22 protein-coding genes and 2 pseudogenes are annotated in these 23,652 nt (G+C 37.2%); 16 read left to right on the plus strand and 8 right to left on the minus strand.

What is annotated here, in order from left to right; genetic code table 11:
* Positions 1–29: 29 nt before the first annotated feature.
* The 3 genes from msrB to A0J48_RS01435 all read left to right on the plus strand — a co-directional run bounded on the left by msrB (position 30) and on the right by A0J48_RS01435 (position 2,618).
* The gene (gene msrB, locus A0J48_RS01425; RefSeq protein ID WP_200319627.1) at positions 30–524 is read left to right on the plus strand and encodes a peptide-methionine (R)-S-oxide reductase MsrB; all 495 of its coding nucleotides are present in this window, start codon (positions 30–32) and stop codon (positions 522–524) included.
* A gap of 184 nt (positions 525–708) precedes the next feature.
* Complete coding sequence (locus tag A0J48_RS01430) at positions 709–1,887, plus strand: DUF262 domain-containing protein (RefSeq protein ID WP_200319629.1); 1,179 nt, start codon at positions 709–711, stop codon at positions 1,885–1,887.
* A gap of 5 nt (positions 1,888–1,892) precedes the next feature.
* Complete coding sequence (locus A0J48_RS01435) at positions 1,893–2,618, plus strand: MAE_28990/MAE_18760 family HEPN-like nuclease (RefSeq protein ID WP_200319631.1); 726 nt, start codon at positions 1,893–1,895, stop codon at positions 2,616–2,618.
* On the opposite strand, the gene A0J48_RS01440 is transcribed toward A0J48_RS01435, so the two are convergent.
* Together A0J48_RS01440 and A0J48_RS01445 are read right to left on the minus strand one after the other, a co-directional pair.
* Positions 2,615–2,752, minus strand: coding sequence for a hypothetical protein (locus A0J48_RS01440; RefSeq protein ID WP_200319632.1), 138 nt, complete (start codon positions 2,750–2,752; stop codon positions 2,615–2,617). The two genes, A0J48_RS01435 and A0J48_RS01440, sit on opposite strands and share 4 nt — an antisense overlap.
* Before the next feature lie 19 nt (positions 2,753–2,771).
* Entirely contained in the window at positions 2,772–3,374 is a 603-nt protein-coding gene (locus A0J48_RS01445; protein WP_200319634.1) for an MBL fold metallo-hydrolase, read from the minus strand.
* A 448-nt stretch (positions 3,375–3,822) separates the two neighbouring features.
* Between A0J48_RS01445 and phnD the strand changes: the two genes are divergently transcribed.
* The 3 genes from phnD to A0J48_RS01460 all read left to right on the plus strand — a co-directional run bounded on the left by phnD (position 3,823) and on the right by A0J48_RS01460 (position 8,459).
* Positions 3,823–4,782 carry a phosphate/phosphite/phosphonate ABC transporter substrate-binding protein gene (gene phnD / locus A0J48_RS01450; protein WP_234300656.1) on the plus strand — a complete coding sequence of 320 codons (960 nt, stop codon included), beginning with the start codon at positions 3,823–3,825 and terminating at the stop codon, positions 4,780–4,782.
* The gene (locus A0J48_RS01455; RefSeq protein WP_200319636.1) at positions 4,779–7,004 is read left to right on the plus strand and encodes an ATP-binding protein; all 2,226 of its coding nucleotides are present in this window, start codon (positions 4,779–4,781) and stop codon (positions 7,002–7,004) included. The genes phnD and A0J48_RS01455 overlap by 4 nt, the downstream gene beginning before the upstream one ends.
* Before the next feature lie 153 nt (positions 7,005–7,157).
* Complete coding sequence (locus A0J48_RS01460) at positions 7,158–8,459, plus strand: hybrid sensor histidine kinase/response regulator (RefSeq protein ID WP_234300657.1); 1,302 nt, start codon at positions 7,158–7,160, stop codon at positions 8,457–8,459.
* Here the strand turns inward: A0J48_RS01460 and A0J48_RS01465 are convergent, their stop codons facing one another.
* The gene (locus A0J48_RS01465) at positions 8,460–9,065 is read right to left on the minus strand and encodes a Uma2 family endonuclease (RefSeq protein WP_200319638.1); all 606 of its coding nucleotides are present in this window, start codon (positions 9,063–9,065) and stop codon (positions 8,460–8,462) included.
* A 65-nt stretch (positions 9,066–9,130) separates the two neighbouring features.
* A complete protein-coding gene (gene ileS, locus A0J48_RS01470; RefSeq protein ID WP_200319640.1) occupies positions 9,131–12,070 on the minus strand; it encodes an isoleucine--tRNA ligase in 2,940 nt (979 codons plus the stop codon).
* 253 nt (positions 12,071–12,323) lie between these two features.
* Between ileS and A0J48_RS01475 the strand changes: the two genes are divergently transcribed.
* A complete protein-coding gene (locus A0J48_RS01475) occupies positions 12,324–12,572 on the plus strand; it encodes a hypothetical protein (RefSeq protein ID WP_200319642.1) in 249 nt (82 codons plus the stop codon).
* 194 nt (positions 12,573–12,766) lie between these two features.
* Here the strand turns inward: A0J48_RS01475 and A0J48_RS01480 are convergent.
* Positions 12,767–13,309, minus strand: a pseudogene (locus A0J48_RS01480) (REP-associated tyrosine transposase).
* Between the two features lie 195 nt (positions 13,310–13,504).
* On the opposite strand from A0J48_RS01480, the pseudogene A0J48_RS01485 reads away from it, so the two are divergent.
* A pseudogene (locus tag A0J48_RS01485) lies at positions 13,505–13,648 on the plus strand (DUF4926 domain-containing protein); the annotation flags it as partial.
* A 27-nt stretch (positions 13,649–13,675) separates the two neighbouring features.
* Here the strand turns inward: A0J48_RS01485 and A0J48_RS01490 are convergent.
* Positions 13,676–14,587: a lysylphosphatidylglycerol synthase domain-containing protein gene (locus A0J48_RS01490; RefSeq protein ID WP_200319646.1), complete on the minus strand. Its 912-nt coding sequence runs from the start codon at positions 14,585–14,587 to the stop codon at positions 13,676–13,678.
* A 365-nt stretch (positions 14,588–14,952) separates the two neighbouring features.
* Here A0J48_RS01490 and A0J48_RS01495 point away from each other — a divergent pair, with 365 nt between their 5' ends.
* Together A0J48_RS01495 and A0J48_RS01500 are read left to right on the plus strand one after the other, a co-directional pair.
* Entirely contained in the window at positions 14,953–15,519 is a 567-nt protein-coding gene (locus tag A0J48_RS01495) for a DUF6658 family protein (protein ID WP_200319648.1), read from the plus strand.
* A 42-nt stretch (positions 15,520–15,561) separates the two neighbouring features.
* Positions 15,562–16,164, plus strand: coding sequence for a hypothetical protein (locus A0J48_RS01500; protein WP_200319650.1), 603 nt, complete (start codon positions 15,562–15,564; stop codon positions 16,162–16,164).
* Positions 16,165–16,346: 182 nt separating this feature from the next.
* On the opposite strand, the gene larC is transcribed toward A0J48_RS01500, so the two are convergent.
* A complete protein-coding gene (larC, locus tag A0J48_RS01505; RefSeq protein ID WP_200319652.1) occupies positions 16,347–17,639 on the minus strand; it encodes a nickel pincer cofactor biosynthesis protein LarC in 1,293 nt (430 codons plus the stop codon).
* Between the two features lie 149 nt (positions 17,640–17,788).
* Between larC and A0J48_RS01510 the strand changes: the two genes are divergently transcribed.
* The 3 genes from A0J48_RS01510 to A0J48_RS01520 all read left to right on the plus strand — a co-directional run bounded on the left by A0J48_RS01510 (position 17,789) and on the right by A0J48_RS01520 (position 20,925).
* Entirely contained in the window at positions 17,789–18,448 is a 660-nt protein-coding gene (locus A0J48_RS01510) for an L-threonylcarbamoyladenylate synthase (protein WP_200319653.1), read from the plus strand.
* A 374-nt stretch (positions 18,449–18,822) separates the two neighbouring features.
* The gene (locus A0J48_RS01515; RefSeq protein WP_200319655.1) at positions 18,823–20,043 is read left to right on the plus strand and encodes a HetZ-related protein; all 1,221 of its coding nucleotides are present in this window, start codon (positions 18,823–18,825) and stop codon (positions 20,041–20,043) included.
* 405 nt (positions 20,044–20,448) lie between these two features.
* Positions 20,449–20,925, plus strand: a complete 477-nt coding sequence (locus A0J48_RS01520; RefSeq protein ID WP_200319657.1) for a PD-(D/E)XK nuclease superfamily protein — start codon at positions 20,449–20,451, stop codon at positions 20,923–20,925.
* Here the strand turns inward: A0J48_RS01520 and A0J48_RS01525 are convergent.
* Complete coding sequence (locus A0J48_RS01525; RefSeq protein ID WP_200319659.1) at positions 20,922–21,749, minus strand: DNA adenine methylase; 828 nt, start codon at positions 21,747–21,749, stop codon at positions 20,922–20,924. The two genes, A0J48_RS01520 and A0J48_RS01525, sit on opposite strands and share 4 nt — an antisense overlap.
* Before the next feature lie 166 nt (positions 21,750–21,915).
* Between A0J48_RS01525 and A0J48_RS01530 the strand changes: the two genes are divergently transcribed.
* From A0J48_RS01530 to A0J48_RS01540, 3 genes are all read left to right on the plus strand, one after another.
* Positions 21,916–22,122, plus strand: a complete 207-nt coding sequence (locus A0J48_RS01530; RefSeq protein ID WP_200319660.1) for a DUF751 family protein — start codon at positions 21,916–21,918, stop codon at positions 22,120–22,122.
* 112 nt (positions 22,123–22,234) lie between these two features.
* Complete coding sequence (rbfA, locus tag A0J48_RS01535) at positions 22,235–22,618, plus strand: 30S ribosome-binding factor RbfA (RefSeq protein ID WP_200319663.1); 384 nt, start codon at positions 22,235–22,237, stop codon at positions 22,616–22,618.
* A 756-nt stretch (positions 22,619–23,374) separates the two neighbouring features.
* Positions 23,375–23,611 (plus strand): DUF4327 family protein, encoded by a 237-nt coding sequence (locus A0J48_RS01540; protein WP_096537447.1) that lies wholly within the window; start codon positions 23,375–23,377, stop codon positions 23,609–23,611.
* Positions 23,612–23,652: the final 41 nt, after the last annotated feature.

Raw genomic sequence — 23,652 nt, forward strand, 5'->3', positions numbered from 1 at the left:
GGAAGAAGAAAATAGCAAATAATAGATATATGGACAAACGCCATTTTTTACAAATTAGTGCCGTATTGCTTGGCACAGCCTTTTTTGCACGTTATATGAATGGGAGTTCGGAAACTATGGCAGCTGCGGATACTCAGTTTGAAGTTACCAAACCTGAAGACGAATGGAAGACGATTTTAACACCGGAACAGTTTCAGGTGTTACGGAAACATGGTACAGAACGCGCTCATACTAGCCCTCTGGATAAAAATTATGAGGCTGGTACGTATGTATGTGCTGGTTGTGGACAGGCTTTGTTTACTTCAGAAACAAAATTTGACAGTGGTACTGGTTGGCCTAGCTTTTTTAAACCTATTGAGGGTGCGATCGCAACTACTGTAGATCGGTCATTTTTTATGACGAGAACGGAAGTTCATTGCAGCCGTTGCGGTGGACACCTGGGTCATGTTTTTAATGATGGGCCAAGACCTACTGGTTTACGTTACTGTATGAACGGTGTTTCTTTGAAGTTTGAACCTGCTTAAGATTTTTATTTAGATGCGATCGCTCTTTTTGTCGATAAAGAAGGGGAGCGATCGCTCCTTTCTGTGTGGGAGAGCTATATTTTATGTAAGGCTTTATTTTTTATCAGATGCCAAGATGGAATTAGTATATTTTTATAAAATATAATATAAAATTACAAGCTAACTAAGTACATTGAGGTGGGTGATGATTCAAGAAAATATTAAAATTGATGACAACCAAAATCTAGAATTATTAGAAGAAAAATTTGAAGAAGAAGAAGAAGAAAGACGACCAGAATTAGATATCCCTCCAAAAGACAGAAAACTTATTACTCATCCCTATGATTTTATTATTCGTTCTCTGAAAGATCAAGTTGATGATGAAACACTTGTCTTAGCTGATAAATTTCAGCGTCGTCGAGTTTGGGATGATACAAAAGCAAGTCGCTTAATAGAATCTCTACTGCTGAATGTGCCTATACCAGTTTGCTATTTTGCTGAATTGGAACATGAACGTTACAGTGTTATAGATGGTCAGCAAAGACTGACAGCTATTTACCGCTTTCTTAATAATGAGTTTGCGTTAAGGGGACTAAAAGTACGTACTGAACTTAACAGAAAAAGATTTCATGAAATAGATGTTACTGACAAACGTTTAATCAACTCTCGTGCCATTAGGTGTATTGTGATTCTTAAAGAGTCCCATCCAGATATAAAATTTGATGTTTTTGAAAGGCTAAATACTGGTTCTGTACGTCTTAATTCTCAAGAATTACGTAATAGTATTTATAGAGGTAACTTAACTGATTTAATACGAGAATTATCGCAATATGAATATTTTTTAAAGGCACGTAATATCTCGATTCTCAACAGAAATTTAGAAGATTGTGTAGATAAGAGAATGCAAGATTGTGAACTGATACTCCGATTCTTTGCTTTCTATTTCAGACTCAATGAGTATCGAGGATATCTTGCTACATTCCTTGACGAATATTTAAAATCAGGTATCAAATTTGACACTCAAAAATTAGAACAACACAAACAGTTATTTGAGCGAGTAATTAATGATGTGTATTTTGTATTTGATCAACACGCCTTCCGTCGATATACATCAGATAATCGCTGGGAAAAAGCAATAAATAGATCTATATACGACATAATTATGTTATCTTTTGCTAATTTAGATTCTCATTTAATAAGAAGTAAAAAACCAGAAATTTTAAAAGCATTTCAATTATTGTGCCAAGATCCAGTATTTCAAGCAGCAATAACTTCCGGTACTACATACACAGATAGAATTCAAACCCGCCTAGATAAATGGAGAGATGAACTATCGATATTAGGGTTATCTGTTCCGTATTTGAAAGTAGGACAGAAACCTTAAATATTATGACAATTCAACCTTCCCCTGCCTTAAAAGATTTTTGGCAGCGTCTTCATGAAGTCAGTAGTTTGTTAAACCTTTGTAATAAAGTAACAATTCGCGGTAACTCAAATCAACCACCTACAGGTAGACAACTGACAGTGGAGGAAAGTATTTGTCGTGCTTCTCTCTTGCTACTTTGTAGTCACATGGAAGGTTTTTTTGAAAAATTAATTGAAGATATTCTTCAATTTCATGAAATAAATCAAACTCGTATATCTGAGCTTCCAGTCAATTTACGAGTTATTCAAATATGGAAAGATCCAGAAGGTTTAAAAAATGCACCAAGTCAGAAGAAATTGAATCACATCAAGGACATTTCCGTAAATATTTTTGTTGATGATAATCAGTTATGTAAAGGCGGAAGTTTTAATTTAGATTTACATATAAAAGGATTTGCCTCACCTGGTAGTGGAGAAGTAGAAAAACTTTTCCGTTCAGTTGGCATTGATAATATATGGAATCTTGTAGAACAGAAAGCTGGGACTTCAATATTAAAGTCAAGTTTAGATAATGTGGTTGGCAAGCGTCATCCCATAGCACATGGAAATGCAGGAGTTAAGCCCACTCCCCGTGATGTCACCATTTATATTAAAGATATGTGTAAATTAGCTATAGTTTTTAATATTATTGTGACTGAATATATTTGTATAAATTTTAATCAACAAGACCCTTGGAATCAGTTAAATTAGCAAATATATTCGCCAAATATAGCCATGCAGTTATTAAAATGCCAAGGTTGTAGTAGTAGCAATGGTAACAGCCAATCAAAATAATTGTATTTGCCACCATACCAACCAAAGGCTATTTTTTTGCTTTTAGCCATAGTTAGCCATAGTATTTTTTTACCCCAAACTCCCCACCAACTCCTGCAACCGATCGCTCCCATCACGAAAAATAGACCAACCATCACCTACTAACACTGCTTCCACTTTCTCCAAACTTGCCAAGCGACGAACGGAAGCTACAGCCTGTTCTCGATTTAACAGCTTTTCATCTGGCAACATATTTAAAGTCCCGGCTTTGTGCGATCGCACTAAATCCCCGGTAATTAATGTGGTTTCCTCCAATAACAAGGCCAACTCACCGGGAGTTTTAGAACCTTGCATTTCTATCACCTTTAGTCCTGGGACTAATTCTTCACCATCACTTAACCAGCGATCGCACACAATCGGGAAAGATTCCTTTTCTGCTAAAGGCCCAGCAATTTTCGAGTATGTTTGATTGGCAATTTCCCTAGCTGACCGCAGATGATCGGAGTTTGTCAATACAATCCAAAGCACTCCTCCTAGGGATTCTAGATGATTCCAATCATGGTTTGATAAGGCTACGGGATCAATCAAGATATTCCCCTCTGGTCGAATCCAGGCAAACCCATTAAAATCAATATTTCTAGTTGGGTTGAAACAAGACCAGCTATATAAATCAGGACGGTGCAAATATTTCATGATGATTCTGGTGCAAAACTGGCAATTTTTTGAATGCTTCTGAGCAGTCAGGGTATAATTAGGGGTGAAAAACTATCTATTTTATGCCTAATGGGCTAATAATGCCATCTTTAGGGTGATACTCAATTTTTCTTTTCCCATTCTGGATTTATCTGTACTGAATATAATTTTTTTTAAGAAGATCTTATTATTTTTTCATAAACTGTAGCATAGATATAATAATAAAGCAGCTTTCAGCAGTCAGCAGTCAGCTAAAAATAGTTCTCAGGCTAAGTTTAAAGGATTTTTAAGGGAGACTGATTGCTCGATAAAAATGATCATAAATTTCAGATCATAGCTGTAAAGCACTGCGGGCATAGCTGCGCTTACTGCGTAGCATAGTGTAGCCATTTACTGATTATTGACTGCTGAATACTTACCACTCAGGCATTTTGAAGGCAAAATTAACATGATGAAATGGCTACTTGGGCAACAACCCCATTGTCTAATCACAACATGGTTGAATTTCGCTTCACTGTTTTGTATTAGTGCAATTACCATCGGTTGTACACCTACCACTGATGATCATGCCAGCACAATCACAAAATCAACCAGTGAACCTGTAGTTAAAAAAAGTTTACGAGTAGCAGTAATCCCTTGGCAAAGCGTTGAAGAGCAAAAAACGAAACTACAACCATTAGCAAACTATTTACAAAAAACCATCAAACAGCCAATCATTTTTCAAATTACAAAAAGTTATGAAGATGCAGTAGATTTACTAGCGACAGAACAAGTTGATATGGGTTATCTAGCACCTTTAACATACATCAAATGTCAGGAACGTAATCCTAATATTCATCCACTGGTTTTACCTATTGACCAAATCACAGGAAGACCTTGGTACACTGCTGTAATTGTTGCGAACTCAGCCCAAGGAATCAAGTCCCTGAAAGATTTAAAAGGAAAAAGATTCGGTTTTGTTAGTCCATCTTCAACATCTGGCTTTTTAATGCCAATGCAAGCTATGAAAGCTCAGGGAATTGATCCTACAAGGAACTTTAGCGGCATTCGTTATTCTGGCAGTCATGATCAAGCAGAAACAGATTTGGTAAATGGAGTAGTAGATGCGATCGCTGATGATAAAGCTTCTTTTTTACGGAGTCAAAAAGCAGGAAAATTACCCACCACAAATTATAAAATCATTTGGGAATCTTATCCTATTCCCACCGCACCAATAGTTATTAACGTCAAAAAATTCTCACCAGCAGCCTTAAGCCAACTGCGAGAAGCTTTAATTGATGCCCCTGTTGGTGTTGTTGATGTGAGTGGGACTAAATCTGCTGGTTACACTTTAGCTAAAGACGCAGATTTTGAGCAAATTCGACAGATTTATCAACAAATGAAATCAGTACAAATACCAGCCAAATGAAGATTTTAACAAAGTTTATTGGTTCAACTTTGACTGCTATAGGATTAGTAATTGTTTTGTTGGGAGGTAGTACAGTCACCATCAAAACAATTGAAAAATCAGTTGAGCAAAGCCGCGAAAAAACTCATGAGGCTGTCCGTAAAACCCAAATTCTCAAGCTATCCCTAGAAGAACAGACTTCTGCACTTAAAGACTATCTCTTACTCAATCGTAATTCAGCAGATATAGAGAAATATGAACAGATAATATCTGTATTTTTAAACAACTTACAAGAACTAGAACAGCTAATGCCACAAGCAAAACAACCCCATGTTGTGCGTCGTCGGTATCAGTTTTTGATCCGTCTAGGTAAGGAATTAAAATATCAAGCTCAATCTTCTTCACTTGCTCAAACCCAGCAAGATGTAAAAGCCATAAACTCATTTCAAGATGACATCAAGTTATTTTTAAATGCACTAGTTAAAGAAGTAGAAGAACAAGATAAAATTACTAATCATAAAGCCGAGCAATTTAAACAAATTGCTACTGTATGCGTCTATATTTTAATTGGGTTAGTCTTATTAATTTTTATTGCCCAATTTGGACTAACTCTACTGCCAGTTATTCGTTCTATTCAAACACTGCAAATTGGTGCAAACCAACTAGGATCAGGTGATTTAGACTATAGGTTAAAGATTGATACTGGTGATGAAATTGAAGAATTAGCCTTAGCTTTTAATCAAATGGCAGCTAAATTAGCAGAATCTTATACTTCTCTAGAACAAAAACGCCAAGCAGCAGACATAGCCAACAAGGCTAAAAGTGAGTTTTTAGCAAATATGAGCCATGAACTTCGTACACCTTTAAATGGTATTCTTGGCTATACTCAAATTCTCAATCGTTACCCAAATTTGGGAGAAAAAGAACGCAAAGGTATCAACATTATTCATCAATGTGGCTCTCATTTGTTGACACTAATTAATGATATTCTGGATTTATCTAAAATTGAAGCTCGTAAATTAACATTACAACACCAAGCTATTCATCTTCCTTCATTTTTACAAGGAATTTCGGAAATTTTACGGATTCGGGCTGAACAAAAAGGTATTGATTTTATCTATCATCCAGATCAGAATTTGCCCACAGGTGTTGAAGTTGATGATCAGCGATTGCGACAAGTTTTAATTAATTTGTTGGGAAACGCTATCAAGTTTACTGACCAGGGAACTGTGACATTTAAAGTAGATAAATTAGTAGATCAACCAGAAACAGTGGGTAGGACTAAACTACGTTTTCAGATTACTGATACTGGCATTGGTATTAGTCCAGAATATTTAGCTAAAATTTTCCTCCCTTTTGAGCAAGTTAGTGATGCCAAAAGACAAGCAGAAGGAACTGGACTAGGACTAGCTATTAGTCATAACATTATTAGTTTAATGGGTAGCGAAATCAAGGTAGAAAGTCAGTTAGGAGTTGGCAGTACCTTTGTTTTTGAAGTAGATTTACCTCTAGCCGCAGATTGGCAACAGACAGCGATGAAAGCTAATGGAAAACAATTGATAGGATATGAGGGAGAAAAACAAAAAATTTTAGTAGTTGATGATAAATGGGAAAATCGCTCTGTAATTTGTAACCTGTTAGAATCCCTTAATTTTGAAATTTGGGAAGCAGAAAATGGAGAAGTAGGATTAACTAAAGCTACTGAAATGTTACCAAATTTAATTATTACAGATATCTTGATGCCTGTAATGAATGGATATGAATTTTTAACTAAACTGAGACAGTTAGAATTATTTAAGACTATCCCTGTGATTGTTTCTTCTGCCTCAGTTGCAGACAGGGATCAGCAAAAAAGTTTAGAGGCTGGTGGAGATGATTTTCTGTCCAAGCCAGTAGAGTCAGATGAATTATTTAAGCTTTTACAAAAACATTTAGAAATTACCTGGATCTATGAAGGAACTGATAATAATCTCAATTATAAATCATTTTTACCAGAAAATAATGAACATAAAAATCATGGCGTATCAATGGTGATACCTGAACAAGATGATTTAATGCAAATGCTACAATTGATTCAGGAGGGAAGGTTACAAAAACTGACAGAACTTGTTCATATTATCCAAAAAAAAGACCAAAAATATAATTGTTTTATTAACTATATTCTAGAACTAATTCAGAAATTTCAGGTAGAAACTATTGAGTCTTTTCTGTTAGAATCTATTATGGAATTAACAGATAAATAAAATTTGTAGCTTTTCCCCCTTTGAGATTTTAGATGGTGAATTCTTAAATGAGAATATAGGAATTATATCTGAATTATATTTTTTTCTATTTTCCCTGATTATACTTGAATATTCTATATTCCTCTTGCTTGCCTATTCCCTGGCCTAACAGATATGATGATAAAAGACAGTAATTTAATTCTAGTGGTAGATGATACTACAGCAAATTTAGAAGTAATATCTGAAGCTTTAGCTGATGCGGGATTTGAAGTAGCGATCGCTAAAGATGGAGAACGTGCTATCAAACAAGCAGAACGCACTTTACCGGGATTAATATTATTAGATATCATGATGCCTGGTATTGATGGATTTGAAACCTGTCGTCGTCTTAAAGCTTCTGATATTACTAAACATATTCCCGTGATTTTCATGACTTCTCTTTCTGAGAGTACAGATAAAATTACTGGACTTAACTTGGGTGCAGTTGATTATATTACCAAACCTTTTCACGAAGCAGAACTCATTGCTCGTGTCAAAACTCATTTACGATTATACCATCTTAACCAGCATTTAGAAGATCAAGTTAACCAGCGTACAGCAGAATTAAAAGCAGCAATGCTGAAAATGCAACAGTCACAATTCCAGTTGATACAATCCGAAAAAATGGCAACCTTAGGACAACTGGTAGCGGGAGTTGCCCATGAAATTAATAACCCAATTAACTTTATTCAAGGTAACTTAATTCATATCGAAGAATACGCCCAAACAATACTTGATTTTTTGGAACTTTATCAAAAAAACTGCCCTCAACCTATTCCAGAAATTAAAAGAAAATCTGAGGAAGTAGACCTAGAATTTATGCACAATGATCTACTCAAAATCCTTGCTTCTATGAAAATAGGAACGGATCGGATTCGCCAAATTGTCTTATCATTAAGAAACTTTTCTCGCACAGATGAATCTGAATTTAAAGCAGTAGATATTCATACAGGGATTGACAGCACATTATTAATTTTGCAGCACCGTTTAAAAGCCATACCTACACATCCAGCTATAAAAATAGTTCGAGATTATGGAAAATTGCCAGAAGTGGAATGTTATCCAGGTTTACTAAATCAGGTATTAATGAACATTTTAGCAAATGCTATTGATGCCTTAGAAGAAGTTGCGACTCAAAGGACATATCAAGAAATGCAAAACAATCCTTTGACAATCATTATTAAAACATTAATTAGAGAAAAAAAATTAGTAGAAATTTCTATTACTGATAATGGTATAGGTATTAAGGAAGAAGCAAAAAAACGGATTTTTGACCCTTTCTTTACCACTAAACCTGTTGGTAAAGGCACAGGTTTGGGTATGTCTATTAGTTATCATATAATTACCGAAAAGCATGGAGGTAAAATAGAGTGTTTTACCAAAGTTGGAGAAGGAACTAAGTTTGTCATTCAAATTCCTATTCAAAGGGAATATTAATTACCATATTTGACTTAAATCTAAAATAAATTCTGGTAAAATATCCTTACCATTTAATGTTTGTGGATGATCTAATTCTTCCACAACTTGACCAGGACGATAAATATATACTTTACGTTGTTTTCTATCAATTAACCAAGCTAATTTCACACCATTTTCTATATATTCTTCCATTTTTTCTTGTAGTGTTTTTAAGCTATCTGTTTCTGAACGCAATTCCACGACAAAATCAGGACAAATTGGCGCGAATTTCTTTCTTTGTTCTGCGGGTATTGCTTCCCATCTTTCCTTTTGTATCCATGCTGCATCAGGAGAACGTACCGCACCATTAGGTAAGGTAAAACCACCGCTAGAACCAAAACCTACACCTGTAGCATCTTGCTTTGTCCATATCCATAATTGACCAGTTAAATTAAAATTGCGTTCATCTGTTTCTGACCCGCTAGGTGACATAATTAATAAATCTCCAAGAGGGTTACGTTCAATTCTAAAATCACGGTTTAATTGACAGAAATCAAAAAATTGCTCATCATTCATGATGATGTTTGGTTGCATTTTCAGAACTATTGGTAAGATTTCTGTAACTACGGTTGTTTGTGTATTCATAGTTTTGATTTTCATACTATGTATAATCGACAAAGGGTTTAGCATTGCTAAACCCCTACATGATTTTAAAATTCCCCAGCTAATGCGGGAACGCAACGTTCACACAGTAAAGGATGTTCTTCAGATTCACCAACATGGGTAGAATAATTCCAACAGCGATCGCATTTTTCACCGTCTGCATTCACTACTCCAATTGTCCAATCTTCTGTGGTTGCGGTATATTTCAACTCAGAAATTTTTGCAGCATCATCTACTATTTCCACCTGAGATGCTAATAATAAATATCGCAACTCATCCACACCATTTCCCTTTTCAGGATTGAAATCTTTGATAGCTTCATTAAATTTTTGGCTTCCAAAGGTAGAATCACTTAATGTCGGTCTGACATAAATCAACACTTTCGATTCTAGGGAAGAACCAATCAATTTTTCAACCCTAGCCTGTTCTAACACCTTGTTAACATCGGTGCGAAGTTGCCGCAGTTTTTCCCAGGTATCAATTCGCAGAAGAGTTTTTCTAGCTTCTTCATCATCTTCTGGATATGTCCATTTTTTCTCCAACTGCACCCAACCAGCTTCAAATACTGATTTATAGGATGTTTTGTAGGGGATAAATTGCCAGATATCTTCAGCAGTATGACACAAAACTGGTGCGATCGCTCTCGCTAAATTCTCCAATGCAATTTGCAAAACTGTTTGACAACTGCGACGACGGAAAGCATCAGCAGCACTGATATATAATCTATCTTTCGCAACATCTAAATAAAAGTTCGACAAATCAACAACACAGAAATTCTGCACAGTTTGGAAAAAGCGGAAAAACTGGAAACTATCAAAAGCCTCCGTCACCTCATTAAACACCTCACGAATGCGGTGCAGCATATACTTATCCAAATCTGGCAAATCTGCAAAAGCTACAGCATCCTTTTGAGGATCAAAATCATGCAAACTACCCAACAAAAACCGTGCAGTATTGCGGATTTTATTCCTCACATCAGCGAGTTGTTTAATGATGTTGCTTCCCAGACGCACATCACCAGAATAATCAACCGAAGAAACCCACAACCGCAAAACATCCGAACCATAAGCGGGTTCTTTTTTCTGATCTTTTCCACCATTAATAATGATTTGCGGATCAACCACATTTCCCACAGATTTACTCATTTTGCGGCCTTGTTCATCTAACACAAAACCGTGAGTTAAAACCGTTTTATAAGGTGCAATACCATTAACCGCAACACTAGTTAACAAAGAAGATTGAAACCATCCCCGGTGTTGGTCAGAACCTTCCAAATACATATCCACAGGATAGCATAACTCCGGTCTTTGCTTGGCTACCGCTGCCCAAGAAGAACCAGAATCAAACCAGACATCCATTGTATCCGTACCTCTGCGGTAAGTCTTGCCATTATTTCGGTATGGTTCTGGTAGTAACTCCGACACCGACAACTCCCACCAAGCATCAGAACCCTTCTCTGCAAAGATAGCTTGGATGTGGTTAATGGTATCTGCATTCAGCAAAGCTTCCCCCGTTTCCTCATCATAGAACACAGGAATGGGAACACCCCAAGTCCGCTGACGAGAAATACACCAGTCAGAACGTTCTGCAACCATCGGTGTAATTCTATTCTCACCTTGTGCGGGAATCCAACGCACAGATGAAATCGCTTTTAAAGCATCTTCCCGAAAACCAGCCACAGAAGCAAACCATTGTTCAGTAGCGCGGAAAATCGTTGGTTTTTTCGTTCTCCAATCATAAGGATACTTGTGAGGATAAGCTTCCTCCTTCAACAGAGAACCGACCTCATTCAAAGCGTCAATAATCGCTTGATTACCATCGCTCAACACATTTAAGCCTGAAAACTTACCAGCTTCATCCGTAAAATTACCACTATCATCAACAGGCGCAAGAATCGGCAAACCGTAACGCTGCCCCACAATATAGTCCTCTTGACCATGACCAGGGGCAGTATGCACCAACCCAGTACCCGAATCAGTAGTGATATAATCACCTCCAACCACCACCGGACTTTCACGGTCAAACAGCGGATGACGGTAAGTAGTACCTTCCAAATCCTGACCAGAGAATTTGGCTTTTACCGTTAACTCACAATCCAAAACCGCAGTCAACCTTTCCACCAACTCAGCCGCAACAATCAGATACTTGCATCCTCTTTGCGTCTCTGCATCTGGACGCGAAACCTCCACAACAGCATATTCCAACGCACCATTCACAGCCACCGCCAAATTACCCGGTATCGTCCAGGGAGTAGTTGTCCACACAGCCACGCCCAAATCAGGCAAGAAGCCATCCAAACTAGCTTTTAACCCTTCTGCAACCTTTTGCACCGGAAAAGCCGCGTAAATACTTCGAGAAACGTGGCCTTCAGGATACTCTAACTCAGCTTCTGCCAAAGCGGTTTTAGAACTAGGACTCCAATGCACAGGCTTTAAACCGCGATAAATATAACCTTTGAAGAACATTTCCCCAAATACGCCAATTTGCGCGGCTTCGTATTCTGGTTTGAGGGTTAAATAAGGATTTTCCCAATCACCCCAAATCCCATAGCGTTTAAAGCTTTCTCGTTGTTCGTCTACGGTTTTTAATGCGAACTCTTTCGCTTTTTGTCGCAATTGCAAAGGTGTGAGATTTTGCCGTTCTGCCTGTTTCATATTTTGCAGAACTTTCAACTCAATGGGCAATCCGTGACAATCCCAGCCAGGAACGTAACGAATTTTACGACCTTGGAGCAAATGGTAGCGGTTAATAATATCTTTGAGAATCTTATTTAAGGCATGACCAATATGCAACTGTCCGTTAGCATAGGGAGGACCATCGTGCAGTATAAATAATTCGCCGGGGTTTTCTTCAGATAAGCGAGAATAAATGTTGTTTTCTTCCCAGAATTTTTGGATTTCGGGTTCGCGCTTGATTGCGTTTGCCCGCATATCGAAGTTAGTCTTGGGTAAGTTGACGGTATCTTTGTATTTTCCAGTTTCGGTCACAGTTTCATGCCTAAGATATGTTTGCAGTTATTTGATCAATTATAAGAGATGGTATGATTGTGGGATAAAGGTTTAATGTGTAAAAATTGCTATTGGTACACGACCAAGAGTTACTGATTCAGGATGATAACTCATACCTATGTAAAAAAATTGTTATTTTTTTTCTCAAAAATAGTTGATTTGTGAGTATTCTATTGTATTCTAATGAAAAACTGATTTCATTTTTCTACACATCAGAAATGAGGAGCAAAATATGCAGTTACAAGATTTAGCAAGTTTCTTTGCAATTCTGACAATTTTAGAGCCTGATAGCAAAATCTGCCAATTTACAGAAAAATTAGCTACAGCTGGTTCAGCAACTGAAGGAGAAACTGATACCACAGTTCTTAAAGAAATTAAGAAACATTTGCCTGAACTACAGAAAGAGTTAGAAACAATCCAACAAAATAAGTTGGCTCTTAAAGAAAAAGTTATAACCAAGATTTTAACACCTGATAGCTAAGGAAAAGTTAATCTCTTGATATAGCGATCACTTCCACCATGAAAGTGATCGCTATTTTAATCGTATGATAACCAGAGCAACATTTGACTTGACTTATGAGCAAGATTAATTGTAGGTTGGGTTGAGGAACGAAACCCAACACCTCACACTTATATTTTGATGTTAATGTTGGGTTTCATTTCATTCAACCCAACCTACTCGTTACCAATGTGATCATCAAAAATAATTTCCTCACCCGCACCCCACATCATGTCATAAATACCTTGACGCACCGCACGATGAAAACTTGAATATTCCCAATCTTTTGGTGCTGTTACCAAACCATGTTTCACCGGATTATAATGAATATATTCAACATGATTTTGAAAATCTATTTCATCTCTAATTAAATGTTCCCAAAAACGATGTTGCCATATTGCGCGTTGTTTTTTCTTTTTCCTAGATAAAGATATATTTTCTGGTACAATAGTTTCACATTTACGACTAAAATAACTTTTAATCAAACGCCAACGAGTTGAAAAATCATGATCATTTTCTGGTAATGTCCAAATACAGTGGAGATGATCAGGTAAAATAACAACAGCATCTATAATAAATGGATGTTTTTGCATGACATAACGAAAAGCATCTCTTAATCAAGAAACATTTTTTGGTAAACATAATATTTTTTGTCGTTTTTCTGTCACCACTGTAAAAAAGTATGTTCCTCCTTCCACCCTAGCGCGACGATATTGCATGATGTAAATAACTTTTAAGTAAAGTGATATTTTATTATATTTATTTTACCCCGTAGGTTGGGTTAAGCGAAGCGCAACCCAACATTAATTATGATATAGCGAAGCACAACCCAACATTAATGATAATATTCTGGTGGGTGGTTTTGGGTTTCACTTTGTTCTACCCAACCTACGAAATATTGCAGGTTATAAAAAATGAGTAAAAGTATGCCCAAGTTACTAGATATAGTAGCACTCACAGTTGATTTACCTGAATATAACTTATTACGTGGTCAAGTTGGTTCAATAGTTGAATTATTAGCTGATGGTGCTGCGTTTGAAGTAGAATTTAGGAACAAAACCTAAATAAAAATGTTTCAGCAAAATCTAATTAGCAAGTCGTTCATCTAGGGAAGCTAAAGCAGCACCAGCGGTTTCAGCCAAAATACTAATGAGACGATAAAGAGCGATCGCACTTATTACCAAAGCCGCAGGAAAACGATGTTGTAAAATGGCTATAGCAGTAGCTTCAAAAACCCCCAAACCTCCAGGCGCACCAGGAACAACTAACCCCAAAACCCAAGCAAAACTAAAAGCACCTAATAATAAAGGAACTTGGTTCAAGTTTAACGAACTTAGAGCAAACATAGTTAATATAAATCCAGTTCCACGCAATCCTAAAAAAACCAATTCTCCCAACAAAGGACGAAGAGGATAGCGTTCCAAAGTGAAATCACTGATAGATTGATTATTCACACCTTTATTTTTTAACTGATATAAAAAACCAATTACAGGATTTAAAAACCAAGGATGAACAGCAGCCAGCAAAATTAATAAACCAATCAACTGAAAAAATTGTATCCCAAAATTATTATTGTTAACAGCCAACTGATTACCGAACAAAACGACTATAATTAAAGCCGCAGCAGCCATCAATAAAGGTTCTAATAAAACACTGAGAGTCGCAACACCGTGAGAAACATTAGCATTTTTAGCCGCTAGAATACGTCCGTAATAATGCCAAACATTACCAGGTAAATATTTAGAAATATTGGTTTTCAAATAAACTTGAATAAATTCACAAGCTGATACAGATTGATGAAAATCTTTTAAAATCCAAGTCCATATCCAACCAGCCCAAATATGTGCAAGTAAAGTTACACCTGTAGCAATTGCTAAAATTGCCCATCCGGCTGCGTCAATACGGATAGAACTTACTTCTAGCCAATTATCCTTCAAGGCTTTGCCAACGAAAAGCAGTGTTACTCCTAAAATAAACCAGCGTAAAACTTTTTTCATGAGTATAATCTAATCATTAAATTGCCAAAATTATTATATTAAATAATATCTCTCCCTAGTTAGATAAAATTGTAATTTTTTCAACAGTAAAATGTGACCTACGCTAGAGGTTGATTGGGTTTTCTTTTTTTAAGTTAGTAAATGTTGTTGATGTGAATAAAATGTGAATAAGTTAATATCTTGCCAAAGATACAGCAGAGAACAGCAGTAAAATTTTCTTGAATTAAGGCTTTGTAACTAAAAGTTGCACTTATTTGTTGACTGACTGCAACCTGCAATACCCTTTTGGTAAATATTTGCTATTTGCTGTTTATAACAATAATTTGCCAAAAATTTGCAGTGTAATCATGTATAAGGAGGAATAAGTGAAAAATTTGATAAATTTCTGTAAAACCCTGCAAATACGCCAGATTTTAACTATCTTTTTAGCTGGAATATTGTTGATAGTTAGCACAGCTTGTAGTGGAGTAGATGCTCAAGGTGCAAATCCTAAAAATACTCCTGTACAAGCTGGTGGAGCAAATAATCCATATAAGAGTGGTAATGACAAATATACAAATTTGCGAATGTCCACTGACCCAAAAGTAACTACGGAAGCCAACAAACAAAAAAATGATCAAGCTAGTGTACCTGTAAATTTACAAATATTACTAGCTTCTACTCAAGAATCAAAAATACTTTACCCTGGTGCAGAAACGCCTGCGGGTAGGGTGAAGAAAGAAGCAGAATTACCCCTTATTACTGAAGAAGAATTTAAACATCCTGAACCTGGTGGATTAATTCAGCGTGAACCAGATGTAAAAACTCGCATTCAAGAGCGAATTGAAACGGTAACAGAATCAGTGGAAAAAGCTTCAGGATTTTTAAAAGAGAAAGGCGATGAAGCTGGTGCCAGACCTGAATTACAAAAAAATCCAGTCGTAGGCAAATAGAATTTTATTTTTTAATTCAGACAGAAATACAAGGAGAAAAAGATGAAAAAAGTAATTACTTGGTTGCATAATCTGCGTCCAATGAAAATTATAACCGTATTTTTGGCATCGACTTTTCTATTTTTAGTTCAAGCTTGTAATCGTCCAAGTATAGCTGGACAACCACCCCAACCTGCTGGACAACCACCAAATGTAAAAAGATATGATCCCACAAAAGATTATCCTATTTCTCCATATCAAGGTGGGATGAACAACTTTAGTGATGTAGATCCTAGAGCGAGAGATGCAGAAAGAGCAGCCAGAGCAAGAGCAGATGAGTTAATCGAAAATGCTCAAAGAAATATTGAACGCAAAGGAATTGATAGTACGGAGGAATATGTACGTAATTATCGTCAAGGAACACCTTTTGGTGAAAGAGTGAAAAACTTAGGTGAAGACGTGGGAAGTTCAGCCGAAGAACTGCGAGAAGGAGTAACTAAAGGAACTAAACGAGGAGTAGAAAATCTTCAGGAAAATGTTGAAAATGCAACCAAAGGTTTAACCAAAAATGTGCAACGTGGAAGTGAAGATATTGGCAAAAATATTCAACGCAGAACCGAAGATACAGGAGAAGCATTCAACCGAAATTTAAGAGACTCTAATTAAGATTAATTTCTCGTTTATCAGGTGGGCAATGCCCACCATTTTTGTATCCCACTTTTTCACCTACACCCTACACCATAGAGTACCGAGTACCGAGTACCGAGTGGTTGACTCGTATTCTACTCACCACTCATGACTCATCGCTCGTTACTTGTCTGTCCCCTACACTATACACCCTTTTTTAGTTAAGTTTGACAATACCAACTATGTAAAGCCAATCTTTGAATTTCTCGCCAAGGAATCTTATGTTTTCGTGCTAAATCTGCACAATCCTCATATTCTGGTTGTACATTAGTAATGCTTTGTTTTGTTCTTTGTCCTTTCCAAGCAACTTTAACACGCACATTACCATAAGGTGTTTCCACTTGTTGAATTTCCCGTTGCAAAATACTGCGTTGTCCAGTAGTTCGACGAATTCCTAAAGTAGTGGTTTCGCAAAATAAAACCTCTTCACAACTGACTAAATGTTCTGGATGACAAATTACAGTTAATAAAAACCCCGGACGTGATTTTTTCATCCCTATAGGTTGAGTAAAAACATCCACCGCACCGGCTGCAAATAAAGCATCAAAGACATAACCGATGGCTTGGGGATTTAAGTCATCAATTTGAGTTTCTAGTACAGAAATTGTTTCTAAAGTTGTTTCTAAATGGGGGCTAGTATCAGCAAATTCAGTGAAATGCGTCTTTTCATTTGCACTTTCACCTAGCCATAACCGTAGTATATTGGGGATGGGTAAGTCGAGAGAACCTGCACCTAATCCCACTTGTTTGAGGGTCATTGGCGGTGGTGAACCAAAACTTCTAGCTAAAGTAGTGGCGATCGCTGCTCCTGTCGGTGTCACCAGTTCTCTGTCAATACCGTTGCTATAAACTGGACAACTTCGCATTTCCCACAACTTCAACACCGCTGGTACAGGTACAGCCATTTGACCATGTGCAGCGCGAACAGTTCCTCCACCAGTCGGAAATGGTGAGCAGTATATCAATGGTAATCCTTCCTGATTGCTGTCGATCCCCAACCAATCTAACCCCAAACAAGTACCGACAATATCTACAATCGCGTCTACAGCGCCCACTTCATGAAAATGAACTTTCTCCGGTTCAATGCCATGTACCGCCCCTTCTGCCACTGCTAACTGGCGGAATACAGCTAAACTCCAAGCTTCTGCTTGTGATGGCAACTTGGCTTTGAGAATCATCTCCTCTATTTCTGGTAGGTGACGACCATGATGGTGAGAGTGATGATGGTGATGATGGTCGTGGTGATGGTGATGTACTAAATCAACATGAATTTTAGTAGCTTGCTGAGTTTGTCGATGGACAAGTTCTACCCGTAATTGGTATTCCTGCTCAATACCCAAACGATTGAGTTTTTCCACTAAATACTCTACGGGAACACCTAGACTTACCAAAGCACCCAGACACATATCACCGGAAATTCCAGTGGGACATTGAAAATAAGTAATTTTATTCATAAATTAGTCAGTTGTCAGTTGTCAGTTGTCAGTAGGAATAGGGAATAGGGAATAGGGAATAGGGAACAGGTAAAGAATTTTCTCCTCTGCTCCCCTACTCCCCTGCTCCGAAAGCTCCCCACAACCCACACCCAAATTCTTCCCCAGTCATGGCCAAAATTTTTGCAATTCATCCTGATAATCCCCAAAACCGCCGTATAGAGGATATAAAGTTGGCGCTCTCTAGTGGCGCTATCATGCTCTACCCTACTGATACAGTCTATGCCATTGGTTGTGATTTGAATGCCAAGTCGGCGGTGGAAAGAGTGCGGCAAATTAAGCAGTTAGCGAATGATAAACCATTGACATTTTTATGTCCTTCGCTTTCTCATGTGGCAACTTATGCCTTCGTAAGTGATACAGCCTATCGGATTATGAAGCGTTTGATACCAGGACCCTACACTTTTTTGCTACCTGCTACCAAGTTAGTGCCGCGACTGGTGCAAAATCCCAAGCGAAAAACAACAGGGATTCGAGTGCCAAACCATCATGTATGTTTGGCATTGCTGGAAGCTTTAGGAAATCCGATTATTTCCACTTCGGCACACTTACCGCCAAAGCATATAGATGACGAAATAGCTGAAGTCGATTCAGAATCTATTATGTCACGGGTAGAGCTATTTGACCGTTTGGATAATTTGGTGGACATTATTATAGATACAGGTGAAGAACCCACGTATCACGTTTCTACCATTTTAGACTTAACGGATGAAGAACCAGTCATTACACGGAGGGGGTTAGGTTGGGAAGCAGCAGCAGCTTGGGTATAATAAATAATCCTTACAGATGCAACCCTCTGTTTCGCAAATTGTGATAAACATACACCAATTTTGAAATTGTCATACAACAAGACGCTGGGATCACGGAAAAAGAGATGGCAGCAAATCTTGGCATTGCTAGGGTTTGGACTAATTTTAGCGCCTCCTCAACATCGGTGTCTCATCTTTGATCTAGTTGCTGATAAAAAAAGCGACACACTTGACAAGAAGCCCTTAACTTGTGAAATTTCATACAGTCTTATGGATGAACAGTATCAACGGCGAGTTTTGAACAATCAATGCGAGCAAGACTCTCTATTTATAACTGCATTTAAGAACTGTGTCTGCGTTTTAGTTAAGGTGCAATACCAATTTCAGGAAAAGTCATGAAAGCTAACCTCGTCAATCTGCCAAATTCTACACCTGCTTTTGAAAGTGATGTTCCCAGTGAAGACTTATCAGATACTAACTCTGATAGTCTTGTGCAACTGCTTTGTCAGGAAATGCAGTCTCAAGTAAAAGCTTCAAATGGATGTGTACAAGCTGTAACTAAACGCATAGCCAAAGAAGTAGAACGGATATGTGATAAAAGTTCCCGTATCCAAACTTCAGGTCAAATCAGGTCTTGGCAGATTACTTTAGCAAGACATCGGATCCAAAAGTGCCTACGTTACTATCAATTAGGTTCAAGACAAGGGCGCGTAGAATTACATAGCAGCTTAGGTGCTATTGTTTATCGTCACGTTACAGTTGCTGGCTCTGAATTAGGTTTTGAGGCTCGTTACAATCTGATTGAAGATTTTCTGCAAGCTTTTTATATTGAAGCAATTAAAGCTTTTCGCAGAGAAAATGAATTAGCTGAAGATTATACACCGCGTACTCAACTACAATTAGCTGAGTATATGGCTTTTACAGAGCAGTATGCTAAACGCCGGATTAATTTACCTGGTGGTGCTAATCAACAGTTGATTGTATTACGCGCTCAAGGTTTTGCTCGTCGTCAACCCCAAGAAACGACTGTAGATATTGAAATGGCTGTAGATTCTGCTAAGACGGAAGAGGCAGAGTCTTATCAACGTAATTTGGCGGTGCAACAAATTAGGTCACAGATGGTTGCTAAACCTAATTTTGACCCATCGGAGGAATCGGAACGCGATCGCGTCATTACGGAATTGATGAAATATCTGGAGTCTCAAGGTCAAGCTGATTGCATGGATTACCTTTCTCTGAAACTCCAAGACCTCTCAGCACCAGAAATTGACCAAATTTTAGGTTTAACTAGTCGTCAGCGTGATTATTTACAACAACGCTTTAAATATCACGTCGAGAAGTTTGCTAAACAACACCATTGGCAATTAGTACATCAATGGTTAGGTGCGGGTTTAGAACATAAGTTGGGTCTATCTTCTCAACAGTGGGATGTTTTTTGGAATCAACTCACAGAACAACAGCAGCAAATCTTTAAGTTAAAAACTGCAATGGAAAATGATCAAGCGATCGCCAAGGCTGTACAGTGTACACCAAAACAGCTACAAAAACGCTGGACTCAAATGCTAGAACTAGCATGGGCTATCCGCAACGGTCATGTTGAAGCTAAGACCTGCTGAAGAACCAGGTGAAATTGTTAAATTTATCTGTAGCCTTTACCATCTCATACACCTTTCTGTATAAAACTAATATCTCCTCTATTTCTCCCCAAGTAACGGGAGAATTAGAGAAGAAGCTCAACCCAATTAAAAATTTAAAATGGGAAAAGTATAATTTCATATTGGTTTCCAAATTTGCATCTGTTACACAATCTTTTTTAAACTGGATATTTTTAATAAATACATTTGTTTGCAAGTACAAAATTACCACCAATTTTGATCCATCACAAGATTCATATCCTTGATTTCTTCACGAAGTTAGGGATATTTGTTGTTTAATGAAAATTTAATCTGCCCTTCATCACTCTTTATTGCTGCTTTTGTGGAATCCTAGAATCAGCAGCATTTTGAGCAGAGGATTTGAGTATGACTAAAACTCAAGGGGTACAGGCCAATAAGTCAGGAAAAATTTTAGAAGGTAATATAGAAGCCATACTCAAAGGACATAATTATTTTCTCGTTGGCAACCATGTCCACAAAGAATTTTTATTTAATGCGGCTTTATTACCAAAACGTTATGGTAAAGAAGTTTATATTGGCACGGGAATTTATCAGACTCAACTGAAAGTAGATTTTTACATTATTGGTATACCTGCAATACCATCGGGTTTAATCATTGAGTGCAAATGGCAAGAAAGTGGTGGTTCAGTTGATGAAAAGTTTCCTTATTTAAATATGAATATTCAATCTTCATATCCTGCACCAACTATCATCATTCTGGGAGGGGAAGGGATGAGAGAAGGTGCAAGTAGTTGGCTAAAAGATAGAGTTAACGATAACCCCAATTTATTAGCAGTCTTGAGTTTAGATAGATTCATTGCCTGGGCAAATAAAAATCTCTAATAAGAAGTGATTAATAATTCCTGAATCACTCCACGTTTTTTAGCATTGGAATTAATAGACCTTGCCGCTGAAATCTTATGGATTTTGAAACTACTATACAATCCACGGATAAAATCACAATCTGAATTAGAAAGCATAATTTTCACACCACGTTCAGCTAATTCCGCAAATACATCTCTTAATTGCATCTGCTGAATTTCACCAAATGAATAGGTGCTATAAGCTGTAAAATTACTTGTTGCACTCAGGGGATAATATGGGGGATCAAAGAAAACAAAGTCATCACTGCTATTTGCATACTTTAATACTTGAGTAAAATCTGCTTTTTTAATTTCTGCCTGTGCAAGTGCTTTTGATGCAACTCGCAACACTTCTTCCTGACAAATACCAGGATTTTTATATCTACCTAAAGGTACATTAAATTTACCTTGAGAATTGACACGATACAGACCATTAAAACAAGTTTTATTCAAATAAATAAACCGAGCAGCTTTTTCTAAATTACTACCTTGAAGAGATGCACGCACTTCATAATAATAATCTCGATTATGTAGTCGTTTGTGTTTTTGTAGCAATTCAATTAAATCTTCAACATTATCTCTAACACAGCGATAAGTGATAATTAAATCAGTATTAATATCAGTTAAAACAGCTTGTTGTGGTTGCAGATGAAAAAAAACAGCCCCTCCACCTAAAAAGGGTTCATAATAAGTCTGGTAATATTTGGGAAAATAATCTTTATATTGCGAAATTAACTTACTTTTACCCCCTGCCCACTTCAAAAAGGGACGTGGGCAAGTTTCTTTGGGGATGTGACTGATCATGTAGTTATGACTAAACTAAAACTAAGCTACTCAAAATAAAACTAATAAAATCTAACGAATCATATTTTATATGAATTGAACGATTTTCAGCACTATAGATTACAATTAAGTTAAATAAACACCTGAAAACAAGCTCACAATTGATAACAAGGCAGTCTATATTCAAATGTTTGATGGATTTTGGGATAACGTCTTTCGCTACCCCCGGTACTTAATTACTATTGTCTTAGGTCTTTTTCTAAATACCTTTGAACCATTAATGCCGCTTTTGAAACGTCCAGTTACCTTAATCGCTCTTTTGGGCTTGTTTATGGGTAGTCTGGTATTTCTGACTCTCACTCTCCGAGCAATGCTAGGCTTGAGTACAATCTAGGCTAAGGCTTTATGAGGCTTGAGCCATCAGGAAGATTGCTGTTGATTTTACAGCTATTCTCCTGAACTTACATATATCAATCGTACAACCTCTGTGAGAAGGCGGAATCTATATGGCTACAAATCGCCGTGTTTCCCGCGTTGCTGAATTAATTAAACGGGAAGTTAGCCAAATGTTACTCAACGGTATCAAGGATGACCGTGTGGGGACAGGAATGGTCAGTGTTACCGATGTGGATGTTTCCGGTGACTTGCAACACGCCAAAATCTTCGTCAGTATTTATGGGACCCAAGAAGCTAAGGCTGAAACAATGGCTGGTTTAAAGTCAGCAACTGGTTATGTCCGCAGTGAACTGGGCGCTAGGGTCAGGCTACGTCGCACTCCAGAAGTGATATTTATTGAAGATCACTCCCTTGAAAGAGGTACTAAAGTGCTAAGTCTATTGGAACAACTCAAGCAGGAACGTTCAGCGGAAAGTACACAGGAAGATGACTAGGACTTTTCTAAAAAATTAGCTAGAATCCAATTTCCAAAACCTGGGTTTTACCTGGGTTTTTGGCTTTTAATTTGACTTGATTTATTGAGTTGATTTTATGTATCAAATCAAGCAAAAACAACAAATTTAGGCTGCATAGGTTAAAAAATTGTTAACAAATAGTTGTCTATAAATCTCACTAGTGTAATGTAACATTAGTGATTGGCAATAGTTTATACTGCTATTCCAGCATTAGCTTGCTGGTTTATTTTTTATAGAAAAATGTCAGTATGGCGACATTAGTCTTGAGGGCAATGATTTAAACTATAAGGTGTTTTTTATACAAACTATTTGAAAACACCACATCAAATTGTGACCATAGATATATAGATATCAATGTGTAAAACCTGTTAATTAGTAAACCAGATTGCAAAATCTACTTTTGCAAGAGTAGGCAAAAGGTTAAAGGGTCAAGACAAGTTCTACACTCCCCCTTAACCCTTCCCCTGCTTATACCAAAAGTCTAGTCTCTATGAAGTATTCCCATTGCTTCCTTGAGTCGTTTGGCATTAATAATATGAAGGGGAATTAGAAAAGGCGTTATCAATCCTTGACAAACTTAATATTTCTTTAGATAATTTACAGGTGTATAGCGTCAAAATGATAATAGTTCCGTATAGCAAACTACAAAACCTAGCCACAGGTCTAAATTATCGTCATTTTTTTCCTGATTAATTTTGGGAATACTATCTAAATCTAAATTTGTGAGTAAAAACAATGAGTGTGAATACGGTGCCTTCTATCAATTACTACTCTCTAGACGTGATCCAAGACGAAGCACGCCGACTAGTCCAAAAGGGAATGGTGAGCCGCCAACAACCAATATATACACTCTGCCAATACATCCCAGCTAGAGAGTGGGTTTGTGTTGAATGTGAATTGGAGAAATGTGATTTTTTATTGCGCGATCGCATTGGGGATTTAATTGGTCGTGAAGAATGGGACAACGACTAATCAAGAGTTGATATGGGCTAAGGTGTTAATTTTTGATATCT

Origin of the sequence: Sphaerospermopsis aphanizomenoides BCCUSP55, assembly GCF_001586785.1 — a bacterium.
Lineage (GTDB): Bacteria > Cyanobacteriota > Cyanobacteriia > Cyanobacteriales > Nostocaceae > Sphaerospermopsis_A > Sphaerospermopsis_A aphanizomenoides_A.